The sequence below is a fragment of the Micromonospora sp. CPCC 205554 genome (assembly GCF_036902745.1).
In the GTDB taxonomy this organism is placed as follows: domain Bacteria; phylum Actinomycetota; class Actinomycetes; order Mycobacteriales; family Micromonosporaceae; genus Micromonospora; species Micromonospora tulbaghiae.
In genome coordinates, this window is sequence record NZ_JBAKHP010000002.1 from 184,538 (window position 1) to 206,792 (window position 22,255).

Annotated in this window: 20 protein-coding genes; 6 read left to right on the forward strand and 14 right to left on the reverse strand. The window is 73.6% G+C overall.

Annotated features, from left to right (window positions below; genetic code table 11):
* The first annotated feature begins 19 nt into the window (after positions 1–19).
* A complete protein-coding gene (locus V6U82_RS03885) occupies positions 20–334 on the forward strand; it encodes a DMT family transporter (RefSeq protein ID WP_334459239.1) in 315 nt (104 codons plus the stop codon).
* A gap of 86 nt (positions 335–420) precedes the next feature.
* Positions 421–663, forward strand: coding sequence for a hypothetical protein (locus V6U82_RS03890; RefSeq protein WP_334459240.1), 243 nt, complete (start codon positions 421–423; stop codon positions 661–663).
* An 85-nt stretch (positions 664–748) separates the two neighbouring features.
* On the opposite strand, the gene V6U82_RS03895 is transcribed toward V6U82_RS03890, so the two are convergent.
* Positions 749–3,205, reverse strand: a complete 2,457-nt coding sequence (locus V6U82_RS03895) for an FtsK/SpoIIIE family DNA translocase (protein ID WP_334459241.1) — start codon at positions 3,203–3,205, stop codon at positions 749–751.
* Positions 3,206–3,318: 113 nt separating this feature from the next.
* On the opposite strand from V6U82_RS03895, the gene V6U82_RS03900 reads away from it, so the two are divergent.
* Positions 3,319–3,798: a YbjN domain-containing protein gene (locus tag V6U82_RS03900; protein WP_128138565.1), complete on the forward strand. Its 480-nt coding sequence runs from the start codon at positions 3,319–3,321 to the stop codon at positions 3,796–3,798.
* Positions 3,795–5,522, forward strand: coding sequence for a YbjN domain-containing protein (locus tag V6U82_RS03905; protein ID WP_334459244.1), 1,728 nt, complete (start codon positions 3,795–3,797; stop codon positions 5,520–5,522). The genes V6U82_RS03900 and V6U82_RS03905 overlap by 4 nt, the downstream gene beginning before the upstream one ends.
* Before the next feature lie 70 nt (positions 5,523–5,592).
* Here the strand turns inward: V6U82_RS03905 and V6U82_RS03910 are convergent, their stop codons facing one another.
* From V6U82_RS03910 to V6U82_RS03935, 6 genes are all read right to left on the reverse strand, one after another.
* Positions 5,593–7,143, reverse strand: coding sequence for a S1 family peptidase (locus V6U82_RS03910; RefSeq protein WP_334459246.1), 1,551 nt, complete (start codon positions 7,141–7,143; stop codon positions 5,593–5,595).
* Between the two features lie 174 nt (positions 7,144–7,317).
* The gene (locus V6U82_RS03915) at positions 7,318–9,006 is read right to left on the reverse strand and encodes a ribonuclease J (RefSeq protein ID WP_120571099.1); all 1,689 of its coding nucleotides are present in this window, start codon (positions 9,004–9,006) and stop codon (positions 7,318–7,320) included.
* A gap of 51 nt (positions 9,007–9,057) precedes the next feature.
* Positions 9,058–9,984 carry a 4-hydroxy-tetrahydrodipicolinate synthase gene (dapA, locus tag V6U82_RS03920; RefSeq protein WP_334459247.1) on the reverse strand — a complete coding sequence of 309 codons (927 nt, stop codon included), beginning with the start codon at positions 9,982–9,984 and terminating at the stop codon, positions 9,058–9,060.
* A 52-nt stretch (positions 9,985–10,036) separates the two neighbouring features.
* Entirely contained in the window at positions 10,037–10,774 is a 738-nt protein-coding gene (thyX, locus tag V6U82_RS03925) for an FAD-dependent thymidylate synthase (protein WP_128138493.1), read from the reverse strand.
* A gap of 160 nt (positions 10,775–10,934) precedes the next feature.
* A complete protein-coding gene (locus V6U82_RS03930) occupies positions 10,935–11,600 on the reverse strand; it encodes a DUF2752 domain-containing protein (protein WP_334459248.1) in 666 nt (221 codons plus the stop codon).
* A gap of 4 nt (positions 11,601–11,604) precedes the next feature.
* A complete protein-coding gene (locus V6U82_RS03935; protein ID WP_334459250.1) occupies positions 11,605–12,834 on the reverse strand; it encodes a winged helix-turn-helix domain-containing protein in 1,230 nt (409 codons plus the stop codon).
* Between the two features lie 97 nt (positions 12,835–12,931).
* Between V6U82_RS03935 and V6U82_RS03940 the strand changes: the two genes are divergently transcribed.
* A complete protein-coding gene (locus V6U82_RS03940; RefSeq protein WP_114919695.1) occupies positions 12,932–13,477 on the forward strand; it encodes a GNAT family N-acetyltransferase in 546 nt (181 codons plus the stop codon).
* Here V6U82_RS03940 and V6U82_RS03945 read toward each other — a convergent pair.
* Entirely contained in the window at positions 13,382–14,686 is a 1,305-nt protein-coding gene (locus tag V6U82_RS03945) for a glycosyltransferase family 87 protein (protein WP_334459252.1), read from the reverse strand. The genes V6U82_RS03940 and V6U82_RS03945 overlap by 96 nt on opposite strands.
* Positions 14,687–14,721: 35 nt before the next feature.
* Between V6U82_RS03945 and V6U82_RS03950 the strand changes: the two genes are divergently transcribed.
* Positions 14,722–15,315, forward strand: a complete 594-nt coding sequence (locus tag V6U82_RS03950; RefSeq protein WP_128138567.1) for a GNAT family N-acetyltransferase — start codon at positions 14,722–14,724, stop codon at positions 15,313–15,315.
* 84 nt (positions 15,316–15,399) lie between these two features.
* On the opposite strand, the gene V6U82_RS03955 is transcribed toward V6U82_RS03950, so the two are convergent.
* The 6 genes from V6U82_RS03955 to V6U82_RS03980 all read right to left on the reverse strand — a co-directional run bounded on the left by V6U82_RS03955 (position 15,400) and on the right by V6U82_RS03980 (position 22,239).
* A complete protein-coding gene (locus V6U82_RS03955; protein WP_128138566.1) occupies positions 15,400–15,867 on the reverse strand; it encodes a GNAT family N-acetyltransferase in 468 nt (155 codons plus the stop codon).
* 75 nt (positions 15,868–15,942) lie between these two features.
* The gene (dapB, locus tag V6U82_RS03960; protein ID WP_334459255.1) at positions 15,943–16,704 is read right to left on the reverse strand and encodes a 4-hydroxy-tetrahydrodipicolinate reductase; all 762 of its coding nucleotides are present in this window, start codon (positions 16,702–16,704) and stop codon (positions 15,943–15,945) included.
* A gap of 81 nt (positions 16,705–16,785) precedes the next feature.
* The gene (locus tag V6U82_RS03965) at positions 16,786–18,153 is read right to left on the reverse strand and encodes a M16 family metallopeptidase (RefSeq protein WP_114919690.1); all 1,368 of its coding nucleotides are present in this window, start codon (positions 18,151–18,153) and stop codon (positions 16,786–16,788) included.
* A 121-nt stretch (positions 18,154–18,274) separates the two neighbouring features.
* Positions 18,275–20,641: a polyribonucleotide nucleotidyltransferase gene (locus tag V6U82_RS03970; protein WP_334459257.1), complete on the reverse strand. Its 2,367-nt coding sequence runs from the start codon at positions 20,639–20,641 to the stop codon at positions 18,275–18,277.
* A gap of 219 nt (positions 20,642–20,860) precedes the next feature.
* Positions 20,861–21,130, reverse strand: a complete 270-nt coding sequence (gene rpsO, locus V6U82_RS03975; RefSeq protein ID WP_013284678.1) for a 30S ribosomal protein S15 — start codon at positions 21,128–21,130, stop codon at positions 20,861–20,863.
* A 182-nt stretch (positions 21,131–21,312) separates the two neighbouring features.
* Positions 21,313–22,239, reverse strand: a complete 927-nt coding sequence (locus V6U82_RS03980) for a bifunctional riboflavin kinase/FAD synthetase (protein WP_018785906.1) — start codon at positions 22,237–22,239, stop codon at positions 21,313–21,315.
* Positions 22,240–22,255: the final 16 nt, after the last annotated feature.

Here is a 22,255-nt window from a genome sequence, read left to right on the forward strand (position 1 = left end):
CCCGTCAGAGGTGATACCCATGGCCTGGATCGTGCTGGTGATCTCCGGACTGCTGGAGACCGCGTGGGCGATCGCGCTGGACCGCAGCACCGGCTTCACCCGCCCCCTCCCCTCCGCCGTCTTCGCCGTCACGCTGGTGGCGAGCATGGCCGGTCTGGCGTACGCGCTGCGCGACATCCCGGTCGGCACCGGCTACGCGGTGTGGGTGGGCATCGGCGCGCTCGGTACCGCGCTGGTCGGCATGCTCGCGCTCGGCGAACCGGTCAACCTGCCACGGGTGGCCTGCCTGCTGCTGGTGGTGGCCGGCGTGATCGGGCTGAAGCTGTTCAGCTGATCGGTGCGTCATCCGGTTTGGACGGTGCGGCGCCCGGGGTACCGGATCCTCCGTAGCCACAGCGAGACCACTCACGGAGGAACCCCATGGCCGACATCCACGCCGGCGCCCGTCCGCGCAGCAACGCCGCCCGCATCTGCACGATCGTCGCGTTCGTCTTCGCGGCCCTCGCGCTCTTCGTGTCCCCGCTCATCTTCGGCATTCTCGGGGTCGTCCTCGGCATCGTCGGCGCCGTCCTCGGTGACAAGCCGCTGGGCTGGTACGCCGCCGCTGCGAGCGCGGTCGCCGCGGTGCTCGGCACCGTGCTCTTCGCCGCGCTGCTCAACTGACCCGGAACCGCCGACGGCGGCTCCCACCTGATGGTGGGGGCCGCCGTCGTCGTTGTGGGGCCGCCGTCGTCCGTGGCGAGGGCCGTCAGTCCTCGCCGCCGCGCAGGCCGGCCAGGACCTCCTCCAGCTCGTCCGGCTTGACCAGCACGTCGCGGGCCTTGGAGCCCTCGGACGGGCCGACCACGCCCCGGGTCTCCATCAGGTCCATCAGCCGGCCCGCCTTGGCGAAGCCGACCCGCAGCTTGCGCTGGAGCATCGAGGTCGACCCGAACTGCGAGGTGACCACCAGCTCGACCGCCTGCACGAGCAGGTCCAGGTCGTCGCCGATGTCCTCGTCGATCTTCTTCTTGCTGTCCTGCGCCGGGGCGAGCACGTCCGGGCGGAACTCCGGCTCGCGCTGGTCCTTGCAGAACTTGACCACGTCGGAGATCTCGCGCTCGGTGACCCAGGCGCCCTGGATGCGCTGCGGCTTCGACGCGCCCATCGGCAGGAACAGGCCGTCGCCGCGGCCGAGCAGCTTCTCCGCGCCGGGCTGGTCCAGGATGACCCGGGAGTCGGCGAGCGAGGAGGTGGCGAACGCGAGCCGGGAGGGCACGTTCGCCTTGATCAGGCCGGTGACCACGTCGACCGAGGGCCGCTGGGTGGCGAGGACCAGGTGGATGCCGGCGGCGCGGGCGAGCTGGGTGATCCGGACGATGGAGTCCTCCACGTCACGCGGCGCGACCATCATCAGGTCGGCCAGCTCGTCCACGATCACCAGCAGGTACGGGTACGGCCGCATCTCCCGCTCGCTGCCCGGCGGGGCCTTGATCTCGCCGTTGCGCACCTTGCGGTTGAAGTCGTCGATGTGCCGGACCCCGTTGGCGGCGAGGTCGTCGTAGCGCATGTCCATCTCGCGGACGACCCACTCCAGCGAGTCGGCCGCCTTCTTCGGGTTGGTCACGATCGGCGTGACCAGGTGCGGGATGCCCTCGTAGCCGGTCATCTCGACCCGCTTCGGGTCGATCAGCAGCAGCCGCACCTCGTCCGGCGTGGCCCGGGTCAGGATGGACACCAGCAGCGAGTTGAGGCAGGACGACTTGCCCGCGCCGGTCGCGCCCGCGATCAGGATGTGCGGCATCTTCGCCAGGTTGGCCACCACGTAGCCGCCCTCGATGTCCTTGCCGAGCGCCACCACCATCGGATGGTGGTCGCTGGTCGCCTCACGGGAGCGCAGCACGTCGCCGAGCGACACGTTCTCCGGGTCGGTGTTCGGGATCTCCACGCCGACCGCGCTCTTGCCCGGGATCGGGCTGAGGATGCGGACGTCCGGCGACTTCACCGCGTACGCGATGTTGCGGGAGAGCTGGGTGATCCGCTCGACCTTGACGCCCGGACCCAGCTCCACCTCGTACCGGGTGACTGTCGGGCCGCGGGTGAAGCCGGTGACGGCGGCGTCCACGTCGAACTGCTCGAAGACGCCGGTCAGCGCCGCGATCACCTCGTCGTTGGCCTTGCTCCGGCTCTTCGGCTTGGCGCCGCTGCCGAGCAGGTTCGCCGGCGGCAGCGTGTAGTCGCCGGCCAGCCCGGTGAGCGCGAGCTGCTCGGCGCGGGTGGGCAGCGGCGAGTGCTCCGGCGGCTCGACCGGCTTGCGGTTCGCCGGCACCTTCGGCGGCTTGCGCGGCAGCACCAGCGTCTCCTGGAGGTCGACGCCCGCCAGCTCGTCGTCCGGGTCCAGCGGCTCCAGCGGCGGTGGCATCCGCTTCGCCGGGCGCTTACGGGCCGGTTTCGCCGGCGCCTCGTCCTCGGCGAACTCCTCGTCGACGTCCGGCCCGGCCGGGTCGGCGCGCAGGCCGAGCCGCTCCGGGATCTTGTTGATCGGCGTCGCGGTGACCACCAGCAGGCCGAACACCAGCAGCAGGAGCAGCAGCGGCATGGCCACCCAGGCGGTCACCGCCGACTTCAGCAGGTCGCCCACGCCCGCGCCGATCAGGCCGCCGGCGAAGTCACGCTGGACCTCGTCGACCGGGTTCTGCCCGATGTGCAGCATCGCGGCGGTCGCCAGCATCATCGAGCCCCAGCCGACCAGGCCGCGACCGCGATGCTCGGGATCGGCCGGGCTCCGCATCAGCCGCCACGCGCCGACCATGAACAGCACCGGGAGGATTATCGAGATGGCGCCGATGAACAGCCGTACGGTGTCGGCCAGGTGCCGGCCCACCGGCCCGGCGCCGCCGCCCCAGATGCCCACCGCGCTGAGGATGGCCAGGCCGAACAGGAGCAGCCCGCCGCCGTCGCGGCGGTGCTCCGGATCCAGTTCCCGGGTGGACGCGGCCTGCCGCCCGGCCGCCCGGAACGCCCAGCCCACCGAGTGCGCCAGTCCCATCCAGACCGCGCCCACGGCCCGGCCGACGAACGCGGCAGGGCTCGGCCCGGGGGCCGGGCGCCGCCGCGCCGGTTTCCGCGCCGCCGCCTTCTTCGCCGGTTGCCGGGCGCGGTTGTTCGTGGTGCCACGCGGCGACGCGCCGCGCCGCCGGCTCGCCTGAGAGGTACGGCCCGCCATAGAGTCACGGTAACGGCGGCACCCGGTGGATCGCCGCTTTTCCGGGTCGTGTCCGCGCGTCGCAGCACGGGTCGGACCGTCGTTTGTGTTATTCGCCTCAGAAGGGATGCCCGATGGCGTCGCCGGAGATCGAGGACGGTCCGGACGGTCCGCTGGCCGGACACCCGCAGGAACTGCGCCCGCTGACCGGCGAGCTGATCGCCGCCGTGCTCGGCCACCGGGGGTACGCGGTGGTCGAGGAACCCGACGGCGCGCTGGTGGGCCGCTGGGAGCGGAACCTGATCTGGTTCCACCGCCGTGGCGAGGCCGGTGAGCTGCTCCAGGTACGCACCGTCGTCGCGCACCACTTCGGCATCGAGCGCGTGCCCGAGCTGCACGCCTTCTGCAACACGTGGAACCACGACCGGCTCTGGCCGAAGGCGTACGTGCACGTCGCCGACGACGGGTCGGCACAGGTGTGCGGGGAGGTCACCACCGACCTGGAACGCGGGGTGACGCCGCACCAGCTCGACCGGCTCGTCGACTGTGGCGTGACCACCGGGTGCCAGCTCGCCGCCGCCGTCGACGAGCTGGCCGGCGGGACGCTCCGGTGACCACGGCACGCGACCGGGGGCCGGCCGCCGCGCTCGCCGACGCCCGGGACCGGCCCGACGGCCCGGAGCGCTGCGCCGAGCTGGAGCGGATCGCGTCGCGGGCGGACGCCACCGGTGACCCGCGTACCGCCCTGTCGGCACGGTTCGCGCTGGTCGAGGCGTACCTGCACCGGGGCGAGCGGTGGCGCGCGGTGGAGCCGGTCCGGCGGATGCGGGCCACGCTCGCCCGGCACCCCGGCCTGCTGGACGCCCGCCCCGACGAGCTGACCCGGTTGCGCCGGCACCAGCGGCAGGCGGTGGAGGCGTCGTTCGGCACGCCCCGGGTGGGTCTGGACCAGGCGCGGTCCCTGTTGGACGCGCTCGCCGCCGAGCTGGGTGAGGACGCCGCGCCGGTGGCGGAGCTGCGCTGCCGGCTCGCCGACCACCTCGGCGACGAGCCGGCCGCCCGGCGGGCGTACGAGCGCTGGTCGGCGGCGGACGCCACGGACCCGGTGGGCGGCTGCCCGGGGTGCGCCCCGGCCCGGCGGGCCGACCTGCTGGCCGGCTGGGGCGAACCGGAGGCGGCACTGGCGGCGCTCGCGCCCGCGCTGACCGCCTGGGTCGAGCCGCAGGTCGCGACGGCCGGCAGTGGCAGGTCGCGGGCGGGAACAGACGGCTCCCGAGCGTCGCGGACCGAGCGGGGTGAGCCGCCGGCCGGACCGGCCGGCGGGGACGAGCCGCAGGTGGCGCCGAGCGCGGTGGACTGCACGGACCAGCCGGAACGGGCGCTCGCGGTGGGGCTGCTGCCGTGGCTGCGTACCGGCGCGGTGACGCGGGCGGCCCGGGCGCACGTGCGCGCGTACCGCCGGCACCGCGGCGAGCGGACCGCGTTCCCGCTGCTCGCCGCGCACCTGCGCTTCTGTGCGCTGGGCGGCTACCTGCACCGTGGGCTGGAGATCCTGACCGAACAACTGCCCGAGCTGGACCGCCCGGCCGACGACCTGTCCGCGATGGAGTTCGCCGCGGCGGGCTCGCTGCTGTGCGGCCTGGCCGCCGAGGCCGGGCTGGGCGGGCGGCGCATCCACCGCCCGGGGCACGGTTCCCGGCCCGCCGCCGAGGTGGACGTGGCGACCCTGGGTACGCAGTTGCAGGCGCTGGCGACAGCGCTCGCCGGCAGCTTCGACGCCCGCAACGGCACCGGGCACCAGTCCGGCCGGATCGCCTCCTGGCTGGCCGAGCGGCCGCTCGCCGCACCGGTGTCGCTGGCCGCCGAGAGCGAGTTCGACGAGGAGCCGGACGCCGATGATCCGGCCGAACCCGGGCCGCCCGGACCGGAGGAGCCGGCGCCGCTGGACGCCGCGCTGCTCGCCGCCGCGCTCGACGCCCGGGGCGAGCCGTACACGTCTGAGCCGGACGGCTCGCTCGCCGGGCGGTGGGGCGACGCCACGATCCAGTTCCGCCTGCTCGGCCGGCACGGCGACGTGCTGCACGCCCGGGTGGTGGCGCAGCGGCGGCTGCCGGCCGGTCGGCGCGCCGAGGCGTACGCGTTCTGCAACGCCTGGAACCACGACCGGCTGCTGCCCGCCGCGTACGTGCACGAGCCCGGCGACGGGACGCTTGTGCTGGCCGCGGGCGTCTCCACCGACCTGTCCTGCGGGGTGGCCCCGGCGCAGCTCGCGGTGCTGGTGGCCGCCGCGGTCCGCACCGGCACCGCGTACGCCGAAGCGGTCGCCGCGCTGCCCTGAGCCGCCGACGCGGCGCGGCCCCCGACCACCGGGCGGTGGTGATCGGGGGCCGCGGGTCTGGGTGCGGCGCTCAGCGGGCGGAGAACGCCAGCGTGTACTCGCCGGAGCCGGACAACCCGACGACGCGGTACCGGTAGGCGCCGGCCGAGGTCTGGGCGGTCAGCCGGGCCGTGCCGTCGGCGGTGGCCGCGCGGGCCACGGTGCGGAACGCGCCGCCGGTGAAGCGTTGCAGTTCCAGCACCACGCGGGCGCCGTCCGGCGCGGACAGGCACGCCTCCTGGGTGCCGTCGGGCACCCGGAAGAAGCGCCCGTCCGGCTGGACCTGGGTCCGTCCGGCGGCGATCCGGCCGGTCCGGCTCACCTGGCCGGAGCACTCGGTGTCGCCGGCCGGCGGGGTCGGCTCGGCGGTCGCGGGCGGGGTGGTCTCGCCGCCGCCCGCCGGAGGCTGGGTGGGCGCCGGCTGGTCGCCGGCGGTCACCAGCGTCAGGTTGTTGCGCTGGAGGATCTCGTTGACCGGCTGGAAGAACGTGGTGCCGCCCCGGGTGCAGTCGCCGGAGCCGCCGGAGGTGACGCCCTGCGCCTGGTCGCCGGAGAGCCACGCGCCGCCGGAGTCGCCCGGCTCGGCGCAGACGTTCGTCCGGGTCAGCCCGGTGACCGTCCCCTCCGGGTAGTTGACAGTGGCGTTCTTCGCCTGGATCAGGCCGCACCGGGTGCCGGTGGTGGAGCCGGACCGGCAGATCGAGGCACCGACCGGCGCCTCGGTGGAGCCGTTCACGGCCACCGTGCCGCCGTCGTTGAAGTCGGTCACCACGCCCTGCGGCGTCCAGTCGGCGTTGACCCGCACGAACGCCCAGTCGTCGCCGGGGAACGAGGAGGCGGCGAACGTGCCCTGGGCGACCCGGTTGGATCCGGTGGTGCGGTCCCCCGGCCGGCCGCAGTGCCCGGCGGTGACGAACCCGCCGACGACGGAGAAGCCGACCGAGCAGCGGCCGGCGTTGTTGATCAGGTAGGCGTCGCCGCCCCGCACGTCGAACAGCGGACGGGGGGCCTCGTCGGCGGTCCGCACCCGGACCATGGTGGCCTTCGACCCGGCGGCGGCGGCGAACCGGCGGCCGTCGGCCTCCGCGCCCGGCCGGGCGATCACGACCACCGCGTTGTCGGCCACGTCGACGTACCAGCCGGCGACGTCCGGGCTGGCGTCGGCACCCGCCGCGTCCAGCCGGCTCTTGACCGCGTCCAGCTCGCCGACGCCCCGGGCGACCCGCTTCGGGACCGCGCCCGCCGCGCGTACCCGCGCCTCGCCGGCCGGGTCGGCCACCGCCACGGTGAGCGTGGCACCGTCCTCGCTGAGCCAGCTCCCGCCGTAGCCCGCGCCGAGTTCGCCGCGCAGCCGGGTGACGGTGCCGGCCGCCCACCGCTCGGTCCGCAGCCGCTTCACCGCCTGGTCGCGGGTCAGCGCGAGGTCGCGGCCCATCGCGTCCAGGACCTCCGGGGCGACGCCGTCGGCCGCCGGCGCGGCCCGCCGGGGTTCCTCACCGGCGAACGACGGTACGGTCACCGCCGCCGTCAACCCGGCCGCCGCCACCAGTACGCCGATGGCTGTCATCCGTCTGCGGTCCATCCGCCACGCTCCTCCCGACCGGCGCAGGGGCACGCCGGCCGTCGGGAGGTACGGAGACGGGCGCCGATCGGATGAGTACGGGCGGCATGTTTCGACGCGCCGTGTCGGGGCGTACCCGGAAAGCGACGGCGCCGGCCCACCGCGGACGGTGGACCGGCGCGCGGCGCGGTCGGGTCAGACCTCGACGACGGTCGGGACGATCATGGGCCGACGGCGGTACGCGTCGTTGACCCAGCGGCCCACCGTGCGGCGGACGATCTGCTGGAGCTGGTGCGGGTCGGTGATGCCGTCCGCAGCGGCCCGGTTCAGCGCCTCGGTGACCAGCGGAACCACCGGGTTGAACGCGGCCGGGTCCTCGGAGAAGCCCTTCGCCGAGACGGTCGGCCCGGCGACCACCTTGCCGGTGACCGAGTCGACGACGACTGTCGCGGCGATGAAACCGCCGTCGCCGAGGATCCGGCGCTCGGTGAGCAGCGACTCGCTGACGTCGCCGACGGCGAGACCGTCGACGTAGACGTACCGGCTCTTGACCCGGCCGACCAGGCTGGCGCGGCCCTCGACCAGGTCGACCACGTCGCCGTCCTCGCAGAGCACGACCCGGTCCGGTGCGACGCCGGACTCGATGCCGAGCCGGGCGTGCGCCCGCAGGTGCCGCCACTCGCCGTGCACCGGCATGAGGTTGCTCGGGCGTACGACGTTGAGCAGGTAGAGCAGCTCGCCGGCCGGCGCGTGGCCGGAGACGTGCACCTTGGCGACGTCCTTGTGCACCACCACGGCGCCGGCCCGGGCCAGCCGGTTGATCACCCGGTAGACCGAGGTCTCGTTGCCGGGCACCAGCGACGACGCCAGCACCACAGTGTCGCCGGGCGCGATGGTGATGTGCCGGTGGTCGCCGCTGGCCATCCGGCCCAGCGCGCTCATCGGCTCGCCCTGCGAACCGGTGGACATCAGCACGATCTGCTCGGGCGGCAGGTTCGTGGCCTCCTCGATCCCGACCACCAGGCCGGGCGGGATGTTGAGCAGGCCCAGGTCGCGGGCGATGCCCATGTTGCGGACCATGGACCGGCCGATCAGCGCCACCTTGCGGCCGTGCTCGACGGCCGAGTCGAAGACCTGCTGCACCCGGTGCACGTGCGAGGCGAACGAGGCGACGATGATCCGCCCCTTGGCCTTCGCGAAGATCGAGTCGAGGACCGGGCCGATCTCCCGCTCCGGCGTGACGAACCCGGGGATCTCCGCGTTCGTCGAGTCGGACAGCAGCAGGTCGACGCCCTCGGCGCCGAGCCGGGCGAACCCGGCCAGGTCGGTGATCCGCCCGTCGAGCGGAAGCTGGTCCATCTTGAAGTCGCCGGTGTGCAGCACCAGGCCGGCCGGGGTACGGATGGCCACGGCCAGCGCGTCGGGGATCGAGTGGTTCACCGCGAAGAACTCGCACTCGAACGGGCCCAGCCGTTCCCGGCCGCCCTCCCGCACGGTCAGCGTGTACGGCTGGATCCGCCGCTCGGCCAGCTTCGCCTCGACGAGCGCGAGCGTGAACTGGGAACCGACGAGCGGAATGTCCGGCTTGTGGGCGAGCAGGTACGGCACCGCGCCGATGTGGTCCTCGTGGCCGTGCGTGAGCACGATCGCCTGCACGTCGGCCAGCCGGTCCAGGATCGGGCCGAAGTCGGGCAGGATCAGGTCCACGCCCGGCTGCTCGACGTCGGGGAACAGCACCCCGCAGTCGACGATGAGCAGCTTGCCGTCGTACTCGAAGACGGTCATGTTCCGGCCGATGGCGCCGAGTCCGCCGAGCGGGATGATCCGCAGGCCGCCCTCGGGCAGCGGCGGGGGCAGTTCACCCTCGATGTGCGCCTCGGTCACGCGTCACCTCATTCTGCGACGCCGTCGCGCGGCGTCCGTCGTGTCGTTGATTCATTCGGGCAGGGGCAGGCCCGCCGCGGCGCAGTCGGCGCGCAGCTGGGCCAGTTCGTCACCGGTGGCGTCGACGAGCGGCAGCCGCACCGGACCGGCCGGGCGACCCTGCGCCCCCAGGCCGGCCTTGACCAGGATCGTGCCCTGGGTGCGGAAGATGCCGGTGTAGAGCGGCAGCAACTGCCGGTGCAGGGCGAGCGCCCGGGCGTTGTCGCCCGCCTCGAACGCCTCGATCATCTGCTTGGTCAGCGCGCCGGTGAAGTGGGTGGAGGTGCCGACCACGCCCACCGCGCCGATGGACAGCATCGGCAGGGTGAGCGCGTCCTCGCCGCTGTAGTAGGCCAGGTCGGTGCGGCTGAGCACCTCCGAGGTGGCGAACAGGTCGCCCTTGGCGTCCTTCACCGCGACGATCCGGCCGTGCTCGGCCAGCTTCACCAGCGTCTCGGTGGCGATCGCGACCCCGGACCGGTGCGGGATGTCGTAGAGCATGACCGGCAGACCGGTAGCGTCCGCGACGGTGGTGAAGTGACGCAGCAGCCCGGCCTGCGGCGGCTTGTTGTAGTACGGCGTGACCACCAGCAGGCCGTGCGCGCCGGCCTTCTCGGCCTGCGTGGCCAGCTCGACGGTGTGCCGGGTGTCGTTGGTGCCCACACCGGCGACGATCCGGGCCCGGTCGCCGACCGCCTCGGCCACGGCACGGATCAGCGACTCCTTCTCCGCCTCCGTGGTGGTCGGGGACTCGCCGGTGGTGCCGTTGAGCACCAGCGCGTCGTTGCCCTGCTGGTCGACGAGATATTCGGCCAGCGCGGCGGCGCCGTCGAGGTCCAGGCCGCCGTCCGGCGTGAACGGGGTCACCATGGCCGTCATCACTCGCCCGAACGGGCGCGACGCGCCCCGGCTCGGGGCGGCGGAGTGGTCGTGCGTCATGCTCACAACCTAGCGGACGGCCGCCGGTGGCCCGGCGGCGAAGGGCGACGAGTCACTCGGCGTGCGGCGACGCTGCCACCTCGGTGCCGTCGGGCAGCGTGGAGATCTCGAAGTCGGCGAAGACGTTCGGCGCGACACCCTTGAGCTGGCGCAGGCACTCCACCGCCAGCTCGCGGATCTCCACGTCGGCGTGCTCGGTGGCGCGCATCTTGACGAAGTGCCGCCAGGCCCGGTAGTTGCCGGTCACCACGATCCGTGTCTCGGTGGCGTTCGGCAGCACCGCCCGGGCCGCCTGGCGGGCCTGCTTGCGGCGCAGCGTCGGGTTGGGCTCGTCGGTGAAGCGGGCCTCCAGCCCCTCCAGCAACTCGGTGTACGCCCGCACCGCCGCGTCGGTGGCCTCGACGAACTTCTTGTGCAGCTCCGGGTCGTCGGCGATCACCGACGGCTCGACCATCGCCGCGTCCCGCTCCGGCACGTAGCGCTGGGAGAGCTGCGAGTAGGAGAAGTGCCGGTGCCGGATCAGCTCGTGCGTGAACGAGCGGGAGACGCCGCTGAAGTAGAAGCTCACCGAGCCGTGCTCCAGCACGCTCAGGTGGCCGACCTCCAGGATGTGCGACAGGTAACCGGCGTTGGTGGCGGTGGCCGGGTTCGGCTTCTTCCAGCTCTGGTAGCAGGCCCGGCCGGCGAACTCGGCGAGCGCCTGCCCGCCGTCGGCGTCGGTGGACCAGGGCACCTCTTCGGGCGCCTGGAACTGGGTCCACGCGATCAACTTGACCTGGGGCTGAACCATCTCCGGCATTCCTGCGACTGTAGTGGCCGCGCCGTCGCCGTGGAAATCGGGCACGCAGCCGCAGCCGTCGGCGGTCCGGCCTGCCGCGAGGAGATCTTGGTAGGAAAGCGCCCCTCTGGGGGCCGTTTCGTACCAAGATCTCGCGAGGGCTCGCCTCCGGTCAGACGTAGAGCGAGGTGAAGGGGGCCCAGGGAAGATTTCGGGCCACTGAGAAGACCGCCCAGGCAGCCAGGAACATGCCGACGACCTTGGGGCTGAACTGGATCTCGGGCAGCTTCCAGCCGAACGCCCGGTTGCCGGCCCAGGCCACGAAGAGCCAGGCCAGGAACGGCAGCGCGAAGACGAACAGGAAGTGGTGACGGGCCGCGGCGGGCAGGTCGGCGTGCAGCACGTACCAGAGCGCGCGGGTGCCGCCGCAACCCGGGCAGTCCAGCCCGGTCGTGAGCTTGAGCAGGCAGGTCGGCGCGGCGTCCGGGTCGCTCCGGGTCGGGTCGCTGACCAGCGCGTACGCGACGCCGATGCCGACGCAGCCGAGCGCGGCCAGCGGCACCGCCCAGCGCGGGGCGCGGGCGTGCAGGCGCATCACCGTCCGGGTGAACCGGTCGGCCTCGACCGGCTGGTACGTCGCCGGGTAACCCCCCGGCCACGGCGCTCCGGCGGGAGCGTGCGGACCGGCGTGCGCGTGCGTCTCGGCGTGCGACGGCTGCCCGGCGTACGCGTAAGCGTGCGCCTCGCCCTGCGGCCCGGCCTCCGGCTGCGCGTGCCCGTGCGGGTGCGGCTCGGGGTGCGGGTCGGGCGCGGTGGCAGGCCGGTCAACGCTCGTCACGCGCTCACCGTACACCGGCCACGCCCACCAGCGCGGCGGCCAGCGGCCCCGCCAGGTCGCCCGCGGCGGGCGGGGCGACCGCGTCCAGGCCGAGCCAGCCGGCGAGCCGGTACAGCTCGGCGGCGAGCGCCACGGCGGTCTCCCCCGGGTCCGCGCCCGGCTCGACCCAGGCGGCCGGCACCAGCAGCGCCCCGGCCTTCCGGTCGGCCTTCAGGTCGACGCGGGCGGTGAACCGCTCGCCCTGGCGGAACGGCAGCACGTAGTAGCCGTAGACCCGCTGGGGCGCGGGCACGTAGATCTCGATCCGGTAGGTGAAGCCGAACAGCCGCTCGGTGCGCGCCCGCTCCCAGACCAGCGGGTCGAACGGGCTGACCAGCGTGTTGCCGCGTACCCAGCGGGGCAGGCGGGCGTCGGCGTGCAGGTAGGCGGGGTGCCGCCAGCCCTGCACCGTGACCGGGGTCAGCTCGCCCGCCTCGACCAGCTCGGCCACCGCCCGCCGCGCCCCGGCGACCGGCAGCCGGAAGTAGTCGCGCAGCTCCGGTTCGGCGGCCACGCCGAGGCAGCGGGCGGCGATCGACACGAGCGACCGGTGCGCCTCGGCGTCGCTCGGGGTGGGCGCGTCCAGCACGGCGGCCGGGAGCACCCGCTCGGGCAGGTCGTAGCGGCGGGCGAACGAGTTGGTGCGGTCGGCGGCGGTGACCTCGCCGGCCCAGAACAGGAATTCCAGGGCCCGCTTCACGGCCGACCAGTTCCAGCCCCAGTTGCCGGTCTCCCGTGGCGCGTCGTGCTCGATCTCGGCCGCGGTCAGCGGCCCTCGCGCGGCCACCTCGTCGCGGACCCAGGCGACCAGCTCGGGCTGCTCCTCGGCGATCCGGCGCATCCCGCCCCACGCCTCGTCGCGGGCCTTGGCCATCCGCCAGCGCAACGCCGGGTGCAGCCCCACCGGCACCAGCGACGCCTCGTGCGCCCAGTATTCGAACAGCTCACGCGGGCGGCGGTAGGCGGCGGTGTCCAGCAGCGCGGTCGGGTACGGCCCGAGGCGGCTGTAGAGCGGCAGGTAGTGCGCCCGCTGGAGCACGTTCACCGAGTCCATCTGGATCAGCCCGACCCGGTCGAGCACCCGGCGCAGGTGCCGCCGGGTGGGCACGCCGGTGGGCGCCGGGTCGGCGAAGCCCTGGGCGGCCAGGGCGATCCGGCGGGCCTGGGCGAGGGAGAGCGATTCCGGTACGGCCATCGTCGGCGACCCTAATCCAGCGGTACGACATCACGTGGACGCGCCGGGCCGGGAGCGGCGGCTGGACCGATCGCCCGCCGGGGCATAGAACGGACAGGTGCTCACCATTCGCCGGGAGGAACCGGACGACGCCGAGGCGATCGCCCGGGTGCACGTCCACGGCTGGCAGGCCGGTTACGCCGGGATCATGCCCGAGGAGGTGCTGAGCCGGCTGAACCCGCGCGCCTGGGCGCAGCGCCGCCGCGACCTCGGCACCGCCGACCCGGAACACCCGTTCACCACGCTCGTCGCCGAGGACGGCGGCACGATCGTCGGGTTCACCACGTTCGGGCCGTACCGGAACAACCAGGACCGCGGCGACCTCGACCCGGCGCACGGCGAGTTGCTGGCGATCTACCTGGAGCCGGCGCACTGGGGCTCGGGCGCCGCCCGGACGCTGCTCGCGGCGGCCCGCGACGGCCTGGCCGAGCGGGGCTGGACGGGGTACCGGCTCTGGGTGCTCGCCGACAACGCCCGCGCCCGCCGCTTCTACGAGCGGGCCGGGCACTCACCGGACGGCGAGGAGTCCACCTACGCGGTGCCGCTGTCCGGCGGCCTCGCCCCGATCCTGCTCCGCGAGCTGCGGTACACCGCCGGAAGCTGACCCGGCCGGAGCGTCCCCGTCGCGCCGCTCACCGCCGGCGGGCGTGAGCCGGCGGCGGATCGGCAACCCGAGCAGCAACGCCAGGCTGATCCACACGTACGTGTTGCTGCCGAGGAAACCGTCCACGCCGGTGAAGTCCTTCTCCCAGGACCAGACGATCCGGCTGCACAGCAGCGCGTACCCGATCAACGCGGCGGCCAGCAGCAGACGACGCCGGCGGCTGCGGGCGGGCGCCGCCATGCCGTTGTCGACGAGCAGGATCAGCCCGGGCAGCAGCCAGACCAGGTGGTGCACCCAGGTCACCGGGCTGACCAGGCACATCACGGCGCCGGTGAGGGCCAGGCCGGTGGCCTCGTCGCCGGCGGCCACCGCCGCCCGCGACCGCCACCCCCACACCACGAGCGTCAGGAGTACGAGCACCAGCCAGGCGATCGTGCTCGGGTGCTGCGGGTCGAGCCGGGCCACCACCCCGCGCAGCGACTGGTTGGAGACGAACGCCAGCTCACCGACCCGGTCGGTGTTCCACAGCGCCTCGGTCCAGAACTCCCGGGAGGCGTCCGGGAAGAGACCGGCGGCCACCAGCGTGGCGACGGCGGCCGTGCCGACAGTGGTCAGCGCGGCCCGCCAGCGGCCGGTGACCAGCAGGTAGACGATGAAGATGCCCGGCGTCAGCTTGATCGCGGTGGCCAGGCCGATGCCCACGCCCGCCCAGCGGCTACGCGCCGGCAGCAGCCACAGCAGGTCCATCGCCACCAGGAACAGCAGCAGCATGTTGACCTGGCCGAAGTTGACCGTCTCGCGCATCGGCTCGTACGCGGCGGCCAGGCAGAGCGCGACCGCGAGCGCGAACCAGCGGGTCCAGCCGGACCGGCGGGCCACCGGGTCCAGCAGACGCCAGATCACCACGGCGCTCGCCAGCACCGTCGCGGTCACGCTCACCACGATCGCCGCGCTCCACGGCAGGTACGCCATCGGCAGCATCACCAGCGCGGCGAACGGCGGGTAGGTGAAGCCGTACTGCGTGCCGGGGCGCAGGAAGTCGTAGATCTCGCCGCCGTCACGCGCCCAGTACGTCAGCGCGCCGTAGTAGACCTGGAGGTCGAAGAAGCCGTGCCGCACCGCCGCCACGGAGAGGAACACGGTGACCGCCGCGGCGAGCGCCGCCACGGCGACGACCTGCGTGATCGTCCGCCCGGCACCCTGCGCCACCGTCACCCTCCTCGCCCTGCGTAGGCTCACGTGCCATGGCTGCAGGCTACGTCCGGCCCGCGCGTCCCGAGGACGCCGGCGAGATCGCACGCATCCAGCTCGCGACCTGGCGGGTCGCGTACCGCCGGATCCTGCCACGGCACGTGCTCGACAACCTCGACGAGGCGTACCTCGCGCGGCGGTGGGGCGCGGCGGTGCAGGAGCCGCCCTCGGGCGCGCACCGGGTGCTGGTCGCCGTCGAACAGGCGGCGCAATCCTATCTGGTGGGGTTCGTCGCCTCCGGTCCGGCCGATGCCGACGCGCTCGCCCCCGACGAGCCGGCCGAGGCGCTCGGCTCGGACGTCGCGGCGGTCACGGATCTGCTGGTCGAGCCCCGGTGGGGGCGGCGCGGGCACGGCAGCCGGCTGCTCGCCGCGGCTGTCGACCACTGGCGCGCCGACGGTCTGACCCGGGCGGTGGCGTGGGCGTTCGACGCCGACGCGGCGACCCGGAAGTTCCTCGGCTCGACCGGCTGGGAGCCGGACGGGGCGGCCCGCGCGCTGGACGTGGACGACATGCTGGTCCCCCAGGTCCGCCTCCACGTGGCGGTCCCGGAGACCGCAGAGGAGATTTCCTCAGCCGACCGATGAGTTCCAGCCCCGCCGCCGGTCCACCCTCGCGTGGGTGGGCCGGCGGTCCCGGCACGGGGCAGGACCGCCACCCCACCCCGCCGGTCAGGCGGGGCGGAGTTCGGCTACCAACTCGTCGTCCTCCATGGCGCCGGTGGGGTGGAAACCCAGAGACGTGTAGAGGGCGGCGGCGGGCTTGTTGTCGGGGTGGTAGCTCAGGCGGATCGGCTCGCCCGCCTCGGCGAGCCAGTCCGCGAGCGTCCGTACGGTGGCGCGGCCCAGTCCCCGGCCCTGCTCGGCGGCGTCGATCACCATGCCGCCGATCCAGCGTGAACCGTCGTCGTCCACTCCCCACATGACGTGTCCGACGACCGTCTCGCCGGCGTAGACCGCCAGCGAGTTCCAGACGTCCGAGCGCTCGGTGAGAAGCAGGTAGCGGGCGGCCAGCGCGGCCACGAAGGCACGCTGGTCGTCGTGCGGCGCGACGTCGGCCACCGCCCGCCAGTTGTCGTCGTCCACCGGGCGCAGCGTCACCCGGCGGCCGGTGCGGTCGGAATGTCCGGAATCGATCATGAAAGAAGCCTAGGTCTACGCTGCCGACCAGGCAAAACGGTTTCCGGCGGCGGGCCGGAGAAGCCCGCGCGAGGGTCAGTCGAGCAGGGCGTCCAGGCCGACGGTGAGACCGGGCCGGCGACCCACCTCGCGGACCGCGAGCAGCACGCCGGGCATGAACGACACCCGGTCGTACGAGTCGTGCCGGATGGTGAGCGTCTCACCGGTGGTGCCGAACAGCACCTCCTGGTGGGCGACCAGGCCGGTGGCGCGTACCGCGTGCACGCGTACCCCGTCGATGTCGGCGCCGCGGGCGCCGGCCACCTCGTCGCGGGTGGCGTCCGGCGCGGGCCCCAGGCCGGCGTCGGCGCGGGCCGCGGCGATCAGGCGGGCGGTGTGGGTGGCGGTGCCGCTCGGCGCGTCCAGCTTGCGCGGGTGGTGCTGCTCGACGATCTCGACCGACTCGAAGTACCGGGCGGCGCGCGCCGCGAACTGCATCATCAGCACCGCGCCGATGCCGAAGTTGGGGGCGATCACCACGCCCACGCCGGGCCGGTCGGCGAGCCGGTCCCGCACCTCGGCGAGCCGCTGCTCGGTGAAGCCGGTGGTGCCGACCACCGCGTGCACGCCGTTCTCGACGCACCAGCGCAGGTTGTCCATGACCGCGTCGGGGGTGGTGAAGTCGACGACCACACCGGCACCCGCCTGCGCCACCGCGTCCAGGTCGTCGCCCTGGTCGACGGCAGCGACCAGCTCCAGGTCGGCGGCGGAGTCGACCGCCTTGCAGACCTCCATGCCCATCCGGCCCCGGGCGCCCAGCACACCGACCCGGGCCACCGTGTTCTGCTGCTCAGTCACGGGCCACAACCTATCCCAGCCCGCACGGCGCGGTCCGGCGGACCGCACCGCCGCCCGGCGTCCGGCTGACCGGACCGCCGCTCAGCGGCCGACGGTGAAGCTGCCCTCGTCGAACGGACCGACCACGGCGAGCGACATCGGCCGGCCGAGCAGCTCGGCGGCGAGCGTGTTCACGTCCGCGAGCGTCACCGCGTCCACCCGGGCCAGCAGGTCGTCCACCGGCATCAGGTTGCCGTAGAGCAGCTCGCCCTTGGCGAGCCGGCTCATCCGCGAGCCGGTGTCCTCCAGCCCGAGCACGAACGAGCCCTTGCTCATCCCCTTGCCCCGGGCCAGCTCGGCCTCGGTGATTCCCTCGGCGGCGACCCGCGCCAGCTCCGCGCGGGTCAGGTCCAGCACCTCGTCCACCTTGCCCGGCGCGCAGCCCGCGTAGACGGCGAACACGCCGCTGTCGGCGTACTGGCTGGCGTAGGAGTAGACCGAGTACGCCAGGCCGCGCTGCTCCCGGATCTCCTGGAACAGCCGGCTGGACATGCCGCCGCCGAGCACGTTGTTCAGCACGCCGAGGGCGAACCGCCGGTCGTCGGTGCGGTCGATCCCCGGGCAGCCGAGGATGACGTGCGCCTGCTCGGTCTCCTTCGGCTCGACGAGCGTGGTGGCCGGCTTCGTGCGTACCGTCGGGGTGGCCCGGCGGTGCGGCGCCGGCGACGCCGGGTCGGTGTCCAGCGGGGTGCCGCGCAGCGCCTGCCGGACCAGCTTGACCACGGCGGTGTGGTCGAGGTTCCCGGCGGCGGCGATCACGATCTGCGGCGCCGTGTAGCGGCGGCGGTAGAAGCCCTGGATCTGCCGCCGGGTCATCGGCGTGACGGTCTCCTCGGTGCCGGAGATGAGCCGGCCCAGCGGGTGGTCGCCGTAGACGGCGCGGGCGAACAGGTCGTGCACCTCGTCGCCGGGCTCGTCGTCGTGCATGGCGATCTCTTCGAGGATGACGCCGCGTTCGGTCTCCACGTCGGCGGCGGCCAGCACCGAGTCGGCGACCAGGTCGCACATGACGTCGATGGCGAGCGGCAGGTCCTCGTCCAGCACCCGCGCGTAGTAACAGGTGTATTCCTTCGTGGTGAAGGCGTTGGTCTCGCCGCCCACGGCCTCGATCTGCGCCGAGATCTCCAGCGCGCTGCGCTTGTTGGTGCCCTTGAACAGCAGGTGCTCCAGGAAGTGCGCGGCGCCGGCCTGCGAGCCGGTCTCGTCGCGCGAGCCGACCGCCACCCAGATGCCGAACGACACGCTGCGCATCGCCGGGATCGCCTCGGTGAGCACGCGCAGCCCGCTGGGCAGCACGGTACGGCGGACGGTACCGCCGAGCGGGTCGTCGCTGAGCGTCCGGGTGACCGCGCGGGCCGCCGAACCGGTCGACGCCACCCCCCGTCCCGTCGAGGCGACTGACGAACTCACGAGAACCTGCTCTCCGGATGACGAGGAACGGCGGGACGTACGACGGCTCCAGTTCGCGCAGGCGACCTGGAGCCGTGGGCCGGCCCGGGTGACGCGGACGTCACCCGGGCCGGTCGGTGGATCAGCTGTGCCGGGTCCGGCGGCGCGGACGGGACTCGCCGCCGCCCTCGCCACCCTCGGAGCGGCGCTCGCCACCCTCGGAGCGGCGCTCGCCACGGTCACCCCGGTCACGCGGGCCACGGTCGCCGCCGCGGTCCCGGCCCGACGGACGGTCGCCGCCGCCGGCCCCGCCCTCGGCCGGCGCCTCGGCACCCTCCGGACGGATCTTGTCCAGGTAGATCTTGCCGCGGGCGTCGATGTCCGCGATCTCCACCTCGACCTTGTCGCCGACGTTGAGGAAGTCCTCGACCTTCTCGACCCGCTTGCCGTCGCCCACCTTGGAGATGTGCAGCAGGCCGTCGCGGCCCGGCAGCAGCGAGATGAAGGCGCCGAACGCGGCGGTCTTCACCACGGTGCCGAGGAACCGCTCCCCGACCTTGGGCAGCGTCGGGTTGGCGATCCCGTTGATCCGGTCCACCGCGGCCTGGGCCGCCGGCCCGTTGGTCGCGCCGACGTAGATCGTGCCGTCGTCCTCGATGGAGATCTCGGCGCCGGTCTCGTCCTGGATCGCGTTGATGGTCTGGCCCTTCGGGCCGATCACCATGCCGATCTTGTCGACCGGGATCTTCACAGTGGTCACCCGCGGCGCGTAGTCCGACATCTCGGCCGGCGCCTCGATCGCCCGCTGCATCACGTCGAGGATGGTCTGCCGGGCCTCGTGCGCCTGCTGGAGCGCGGCGGCCAGCACGTCCGACGGGATGCCGTCCAGCTTGGTGTCGAGCTGGAGCGCGGTGACGAAGTCACGGGTGCCGGCGACCTTGAAGTCCATGTCGCCGAACGCGTCCTCGGCGCCGAGGATGTCGGTCAGCGTCACGTACTGGGTCTTGCCGTCGACCTCGTCGGAGATGAGGCCCATGGCGATGCCGGCGACCGGCGCCTTCAGCGGCACACCGGCCGAGAGCAGGCCCAGCGTCGAGGCGCAGACCGAACCCATCGAGGTGGAGCCGTTGGAGCCGAGCGCCTCGGAGACCTGCCGGATGGCGTACGGGAACTCCTCGCGCGAGGGCAGCACCGGGATCAGCGCCCGCTCGGCGAGCGCGCCGTGACCGATCTCGCGCCGCTTCGGCGAGCCGACCCGGCCGGTCTCACCGGTCGAGTACGGCGGGAAGTTGTAGTTGTGCATGTAGCGCTTGCGGTTCTCCGGGGACAGCGTGTCCACCATCTGCTCCATGCGCAGCATGTTCAGCGTGGTGACGCCCAGGATCTGGGTCTCGCCGCGCTCGAACAGCGCCGAGCCGTGCACCCGCGGCAGCACGCCGACCTCGGCGGTCAGCGGGCGGATGTCACGCGGGCCGCGGCCGTCGATGCGGACCTGCTCACGCAGCACCCGGTTGCGGACCTCGGACTTGGTCAGCGAACGGAACGCGGCGGAGAGCTCCTTCTCGCGGCCCTCGAACCGGCCGGTCAGCTCCTCGGCGACCTTGGCCTTGATCCGGTCCAGGGCCTCCTCGCGGTCGGCCTTGCCGGCGATCTTCAGCGCCTCGGCGACGTCGGCGCGGGCCACCTCGGCCACCGCGTCGTACGCGTCGTCCTGGTAGTCCAGGAAGATCGGGAACTCGGCGACCGGCTTGGCGGCCACCTCGGCCAGCTCGCTCTGCGCCCGGCACAGCTCGCGGATGGCCGGCTTGGCGGCCTCCAGACCGCTGGCCACGATCTCCTCGGTCGGCGCCGTGGCGCCGCCCGAGATCAGGGTCACCGCGTTCGGGGTGGCCTCGGCCTCGACCATCATGATCGCGACCTCGCCGTCCGGCAGGGTGCGGCCGGCCACGACCATGTCGAAGGTGGCCCGCTCCAGCTCCTCCAGGGTCGGGAAGGCCACCCACTGGCCGTCGACGTGCGCGACCCGGGTCGCGCCGATCGGGCCGGAGAACGGCAGGCCGGAGAGCTTGGTCGACATCGACGCGGCGTTGATCGCCACCACGTCGTACGGGTGCTGCGGGTCGAGCGCCAGCACGGTCTCGACGACCTGGACCTCGTTGCGCAGGCCCTTGACGAACGACGGGCGCAGCGGCCGGTCGATCAGCCGGCAGGTGAGGATGGCGTCCTCGCTGGGCCGGCCCTCGCGGCGGAAGAACGAGCCGGGGATCCGGCCCGCGGCGTACATCCGCTCCTCGACGTCCACCGTCAGCGGGAAGAAGTCGAACGACTCGCGCGGCTGCTTGCCGGCGGTGGTGGCGGAGAGGACGACCGTCTCGCCGAGCTGGGCGACGACGGAGCCGGCGGCCTGACGGGCCAGGCGGCCGGTGGAGAAGGTGATCTCGCGGGTGCCGAAGGCCCCGTTGTCGATCACCGCGGTGCGGGATTCGGTGCCGAGGTTGGTCTCGGTCATGTGCTGTGGTGCTCCTTCGCGTCGTCGGCCGACGACACGGGAACTGCTCAGGCGGCCGGTCTTCGATCGAAGCGCCCGGGATGGCCGGCGTCGTGCCGGGATTCCCGGGGGCCACTACCGGAGACCGGTGCTGACCGGCTCCCTCTCGGGTGTCGCGCGGCCGGGTTCTTCGGTGGTACTGCAACGGGGGAGCGGCCAGGCGGCCACTCCCCCGTCAGGTCATCGGCGCAGGCCGAGCCGCTCGATGAGCGACCGGTAGCGGTTGATGTCCTTCTTCTGGACGTAGTTGAGCAGCCGGCGGCGCCGGCCGACCAGCAGCAGCAGCCCACGGCGGCTGTGGTGGTCGTGCTTGTGCACCTTCAGGTGCTCGGTGAGCTCCGCGATCCGCTTGGTCAGGACCGCGACCTGCACCTCGGGCGAGCCGGTGTCGCCCTCGGCGGTCGCGTACTCCTGGCGGATCTTGGCCTTGGCTTCCTGGTCGAGCGCCATGTTCTCCCTGTTTCGTGGGTCATTCGATGAGGTCCGGAGCGGTCGTGGTGACCGGTGCAACGGACCGGTTCCTCGCACCCGCGGCGTCGTGCAGGCACGCGAGGCCCCCGTCGGTCAGCCGACGTCTTCGTCAGCCTACCAGCCCTCGGGCCGGACGGCCGGTCAAGGTCGCCCCGCGCGGGTCAGAGCACCGCCCGGCGGGTGCGCTCCACGTCCTCGGCGATCTGGGCCACCAGCGGTTCGATCGCGTCGTATGTCCGCTGCTCACGCAGGTGCGCCACGAAGTCCAGGGCGAGTCGCTCGCCGTACAGGTCGCCGGTGAAGTCCAGCGCGTACGCCTCCACCCGCCGCTCCCGGCCGGAGAACGTCGGGTTGGTGCCGATCGACACGGCCGCCGCCAGCGGTTCGCCGTCGCGGCGTACCAGGCGGGCCGCGTAGACGCCGTCGGCCGGCACCGCCGCGTACCTGTGGGTCAGCAGGTTGGCGGTGGGGTAACCCAGCTCACGTCCGCGCTGGTCGCCGCGGACCACCACGCCCTCGACCCGGTGCGGGCGGCCGAGCGCCGCCGCCGCCGCGCCCACGTCGCCCGCGTCGACGCAGGACCGGATGTACGTGGAGGAGAAGACCGTCCCCGCCTCGGCGACCAGCGGCGCGCCCTCGACCGCGAACCCGAAGGTACGGCCCAGCCGCTCCAGCAGCGGCACGTCACCGGCCGCCCGGTGCCCGAAGCGGAAGTTGTCGCCGACCACCACCAGCGCGGCGTGCAGGTGCGCGACCAGCACGTCGTGCACGAACGCCTCGGGTGGCAGCCGGGAGAACTCGACAGTGAACGGCACCACGCAGAGCACGTCCACGCCGAGCGCCTCGATCAGCTCGGCCTTGCGCGCCGGCTCGGTCAGCACCGCCGGGTGCGAGCCGGGGCGCACCACCTCGGCCGGGTGCGGGTCGAACGTCACCACCACCGACTTGACGCCCAGCTCCCGGGCGCGCGCCACGGCGTGCCCGATGGTGGCCTGGTGCCCCCGGTGCACGCCGTCGAAGACGCCGATGGTGACCACCGAGCGTCCCCAGCCGCCGGGTGCCGCCTCGTACCCCCGCCACCGCTGCATGCCGTTCCTCCCCTGT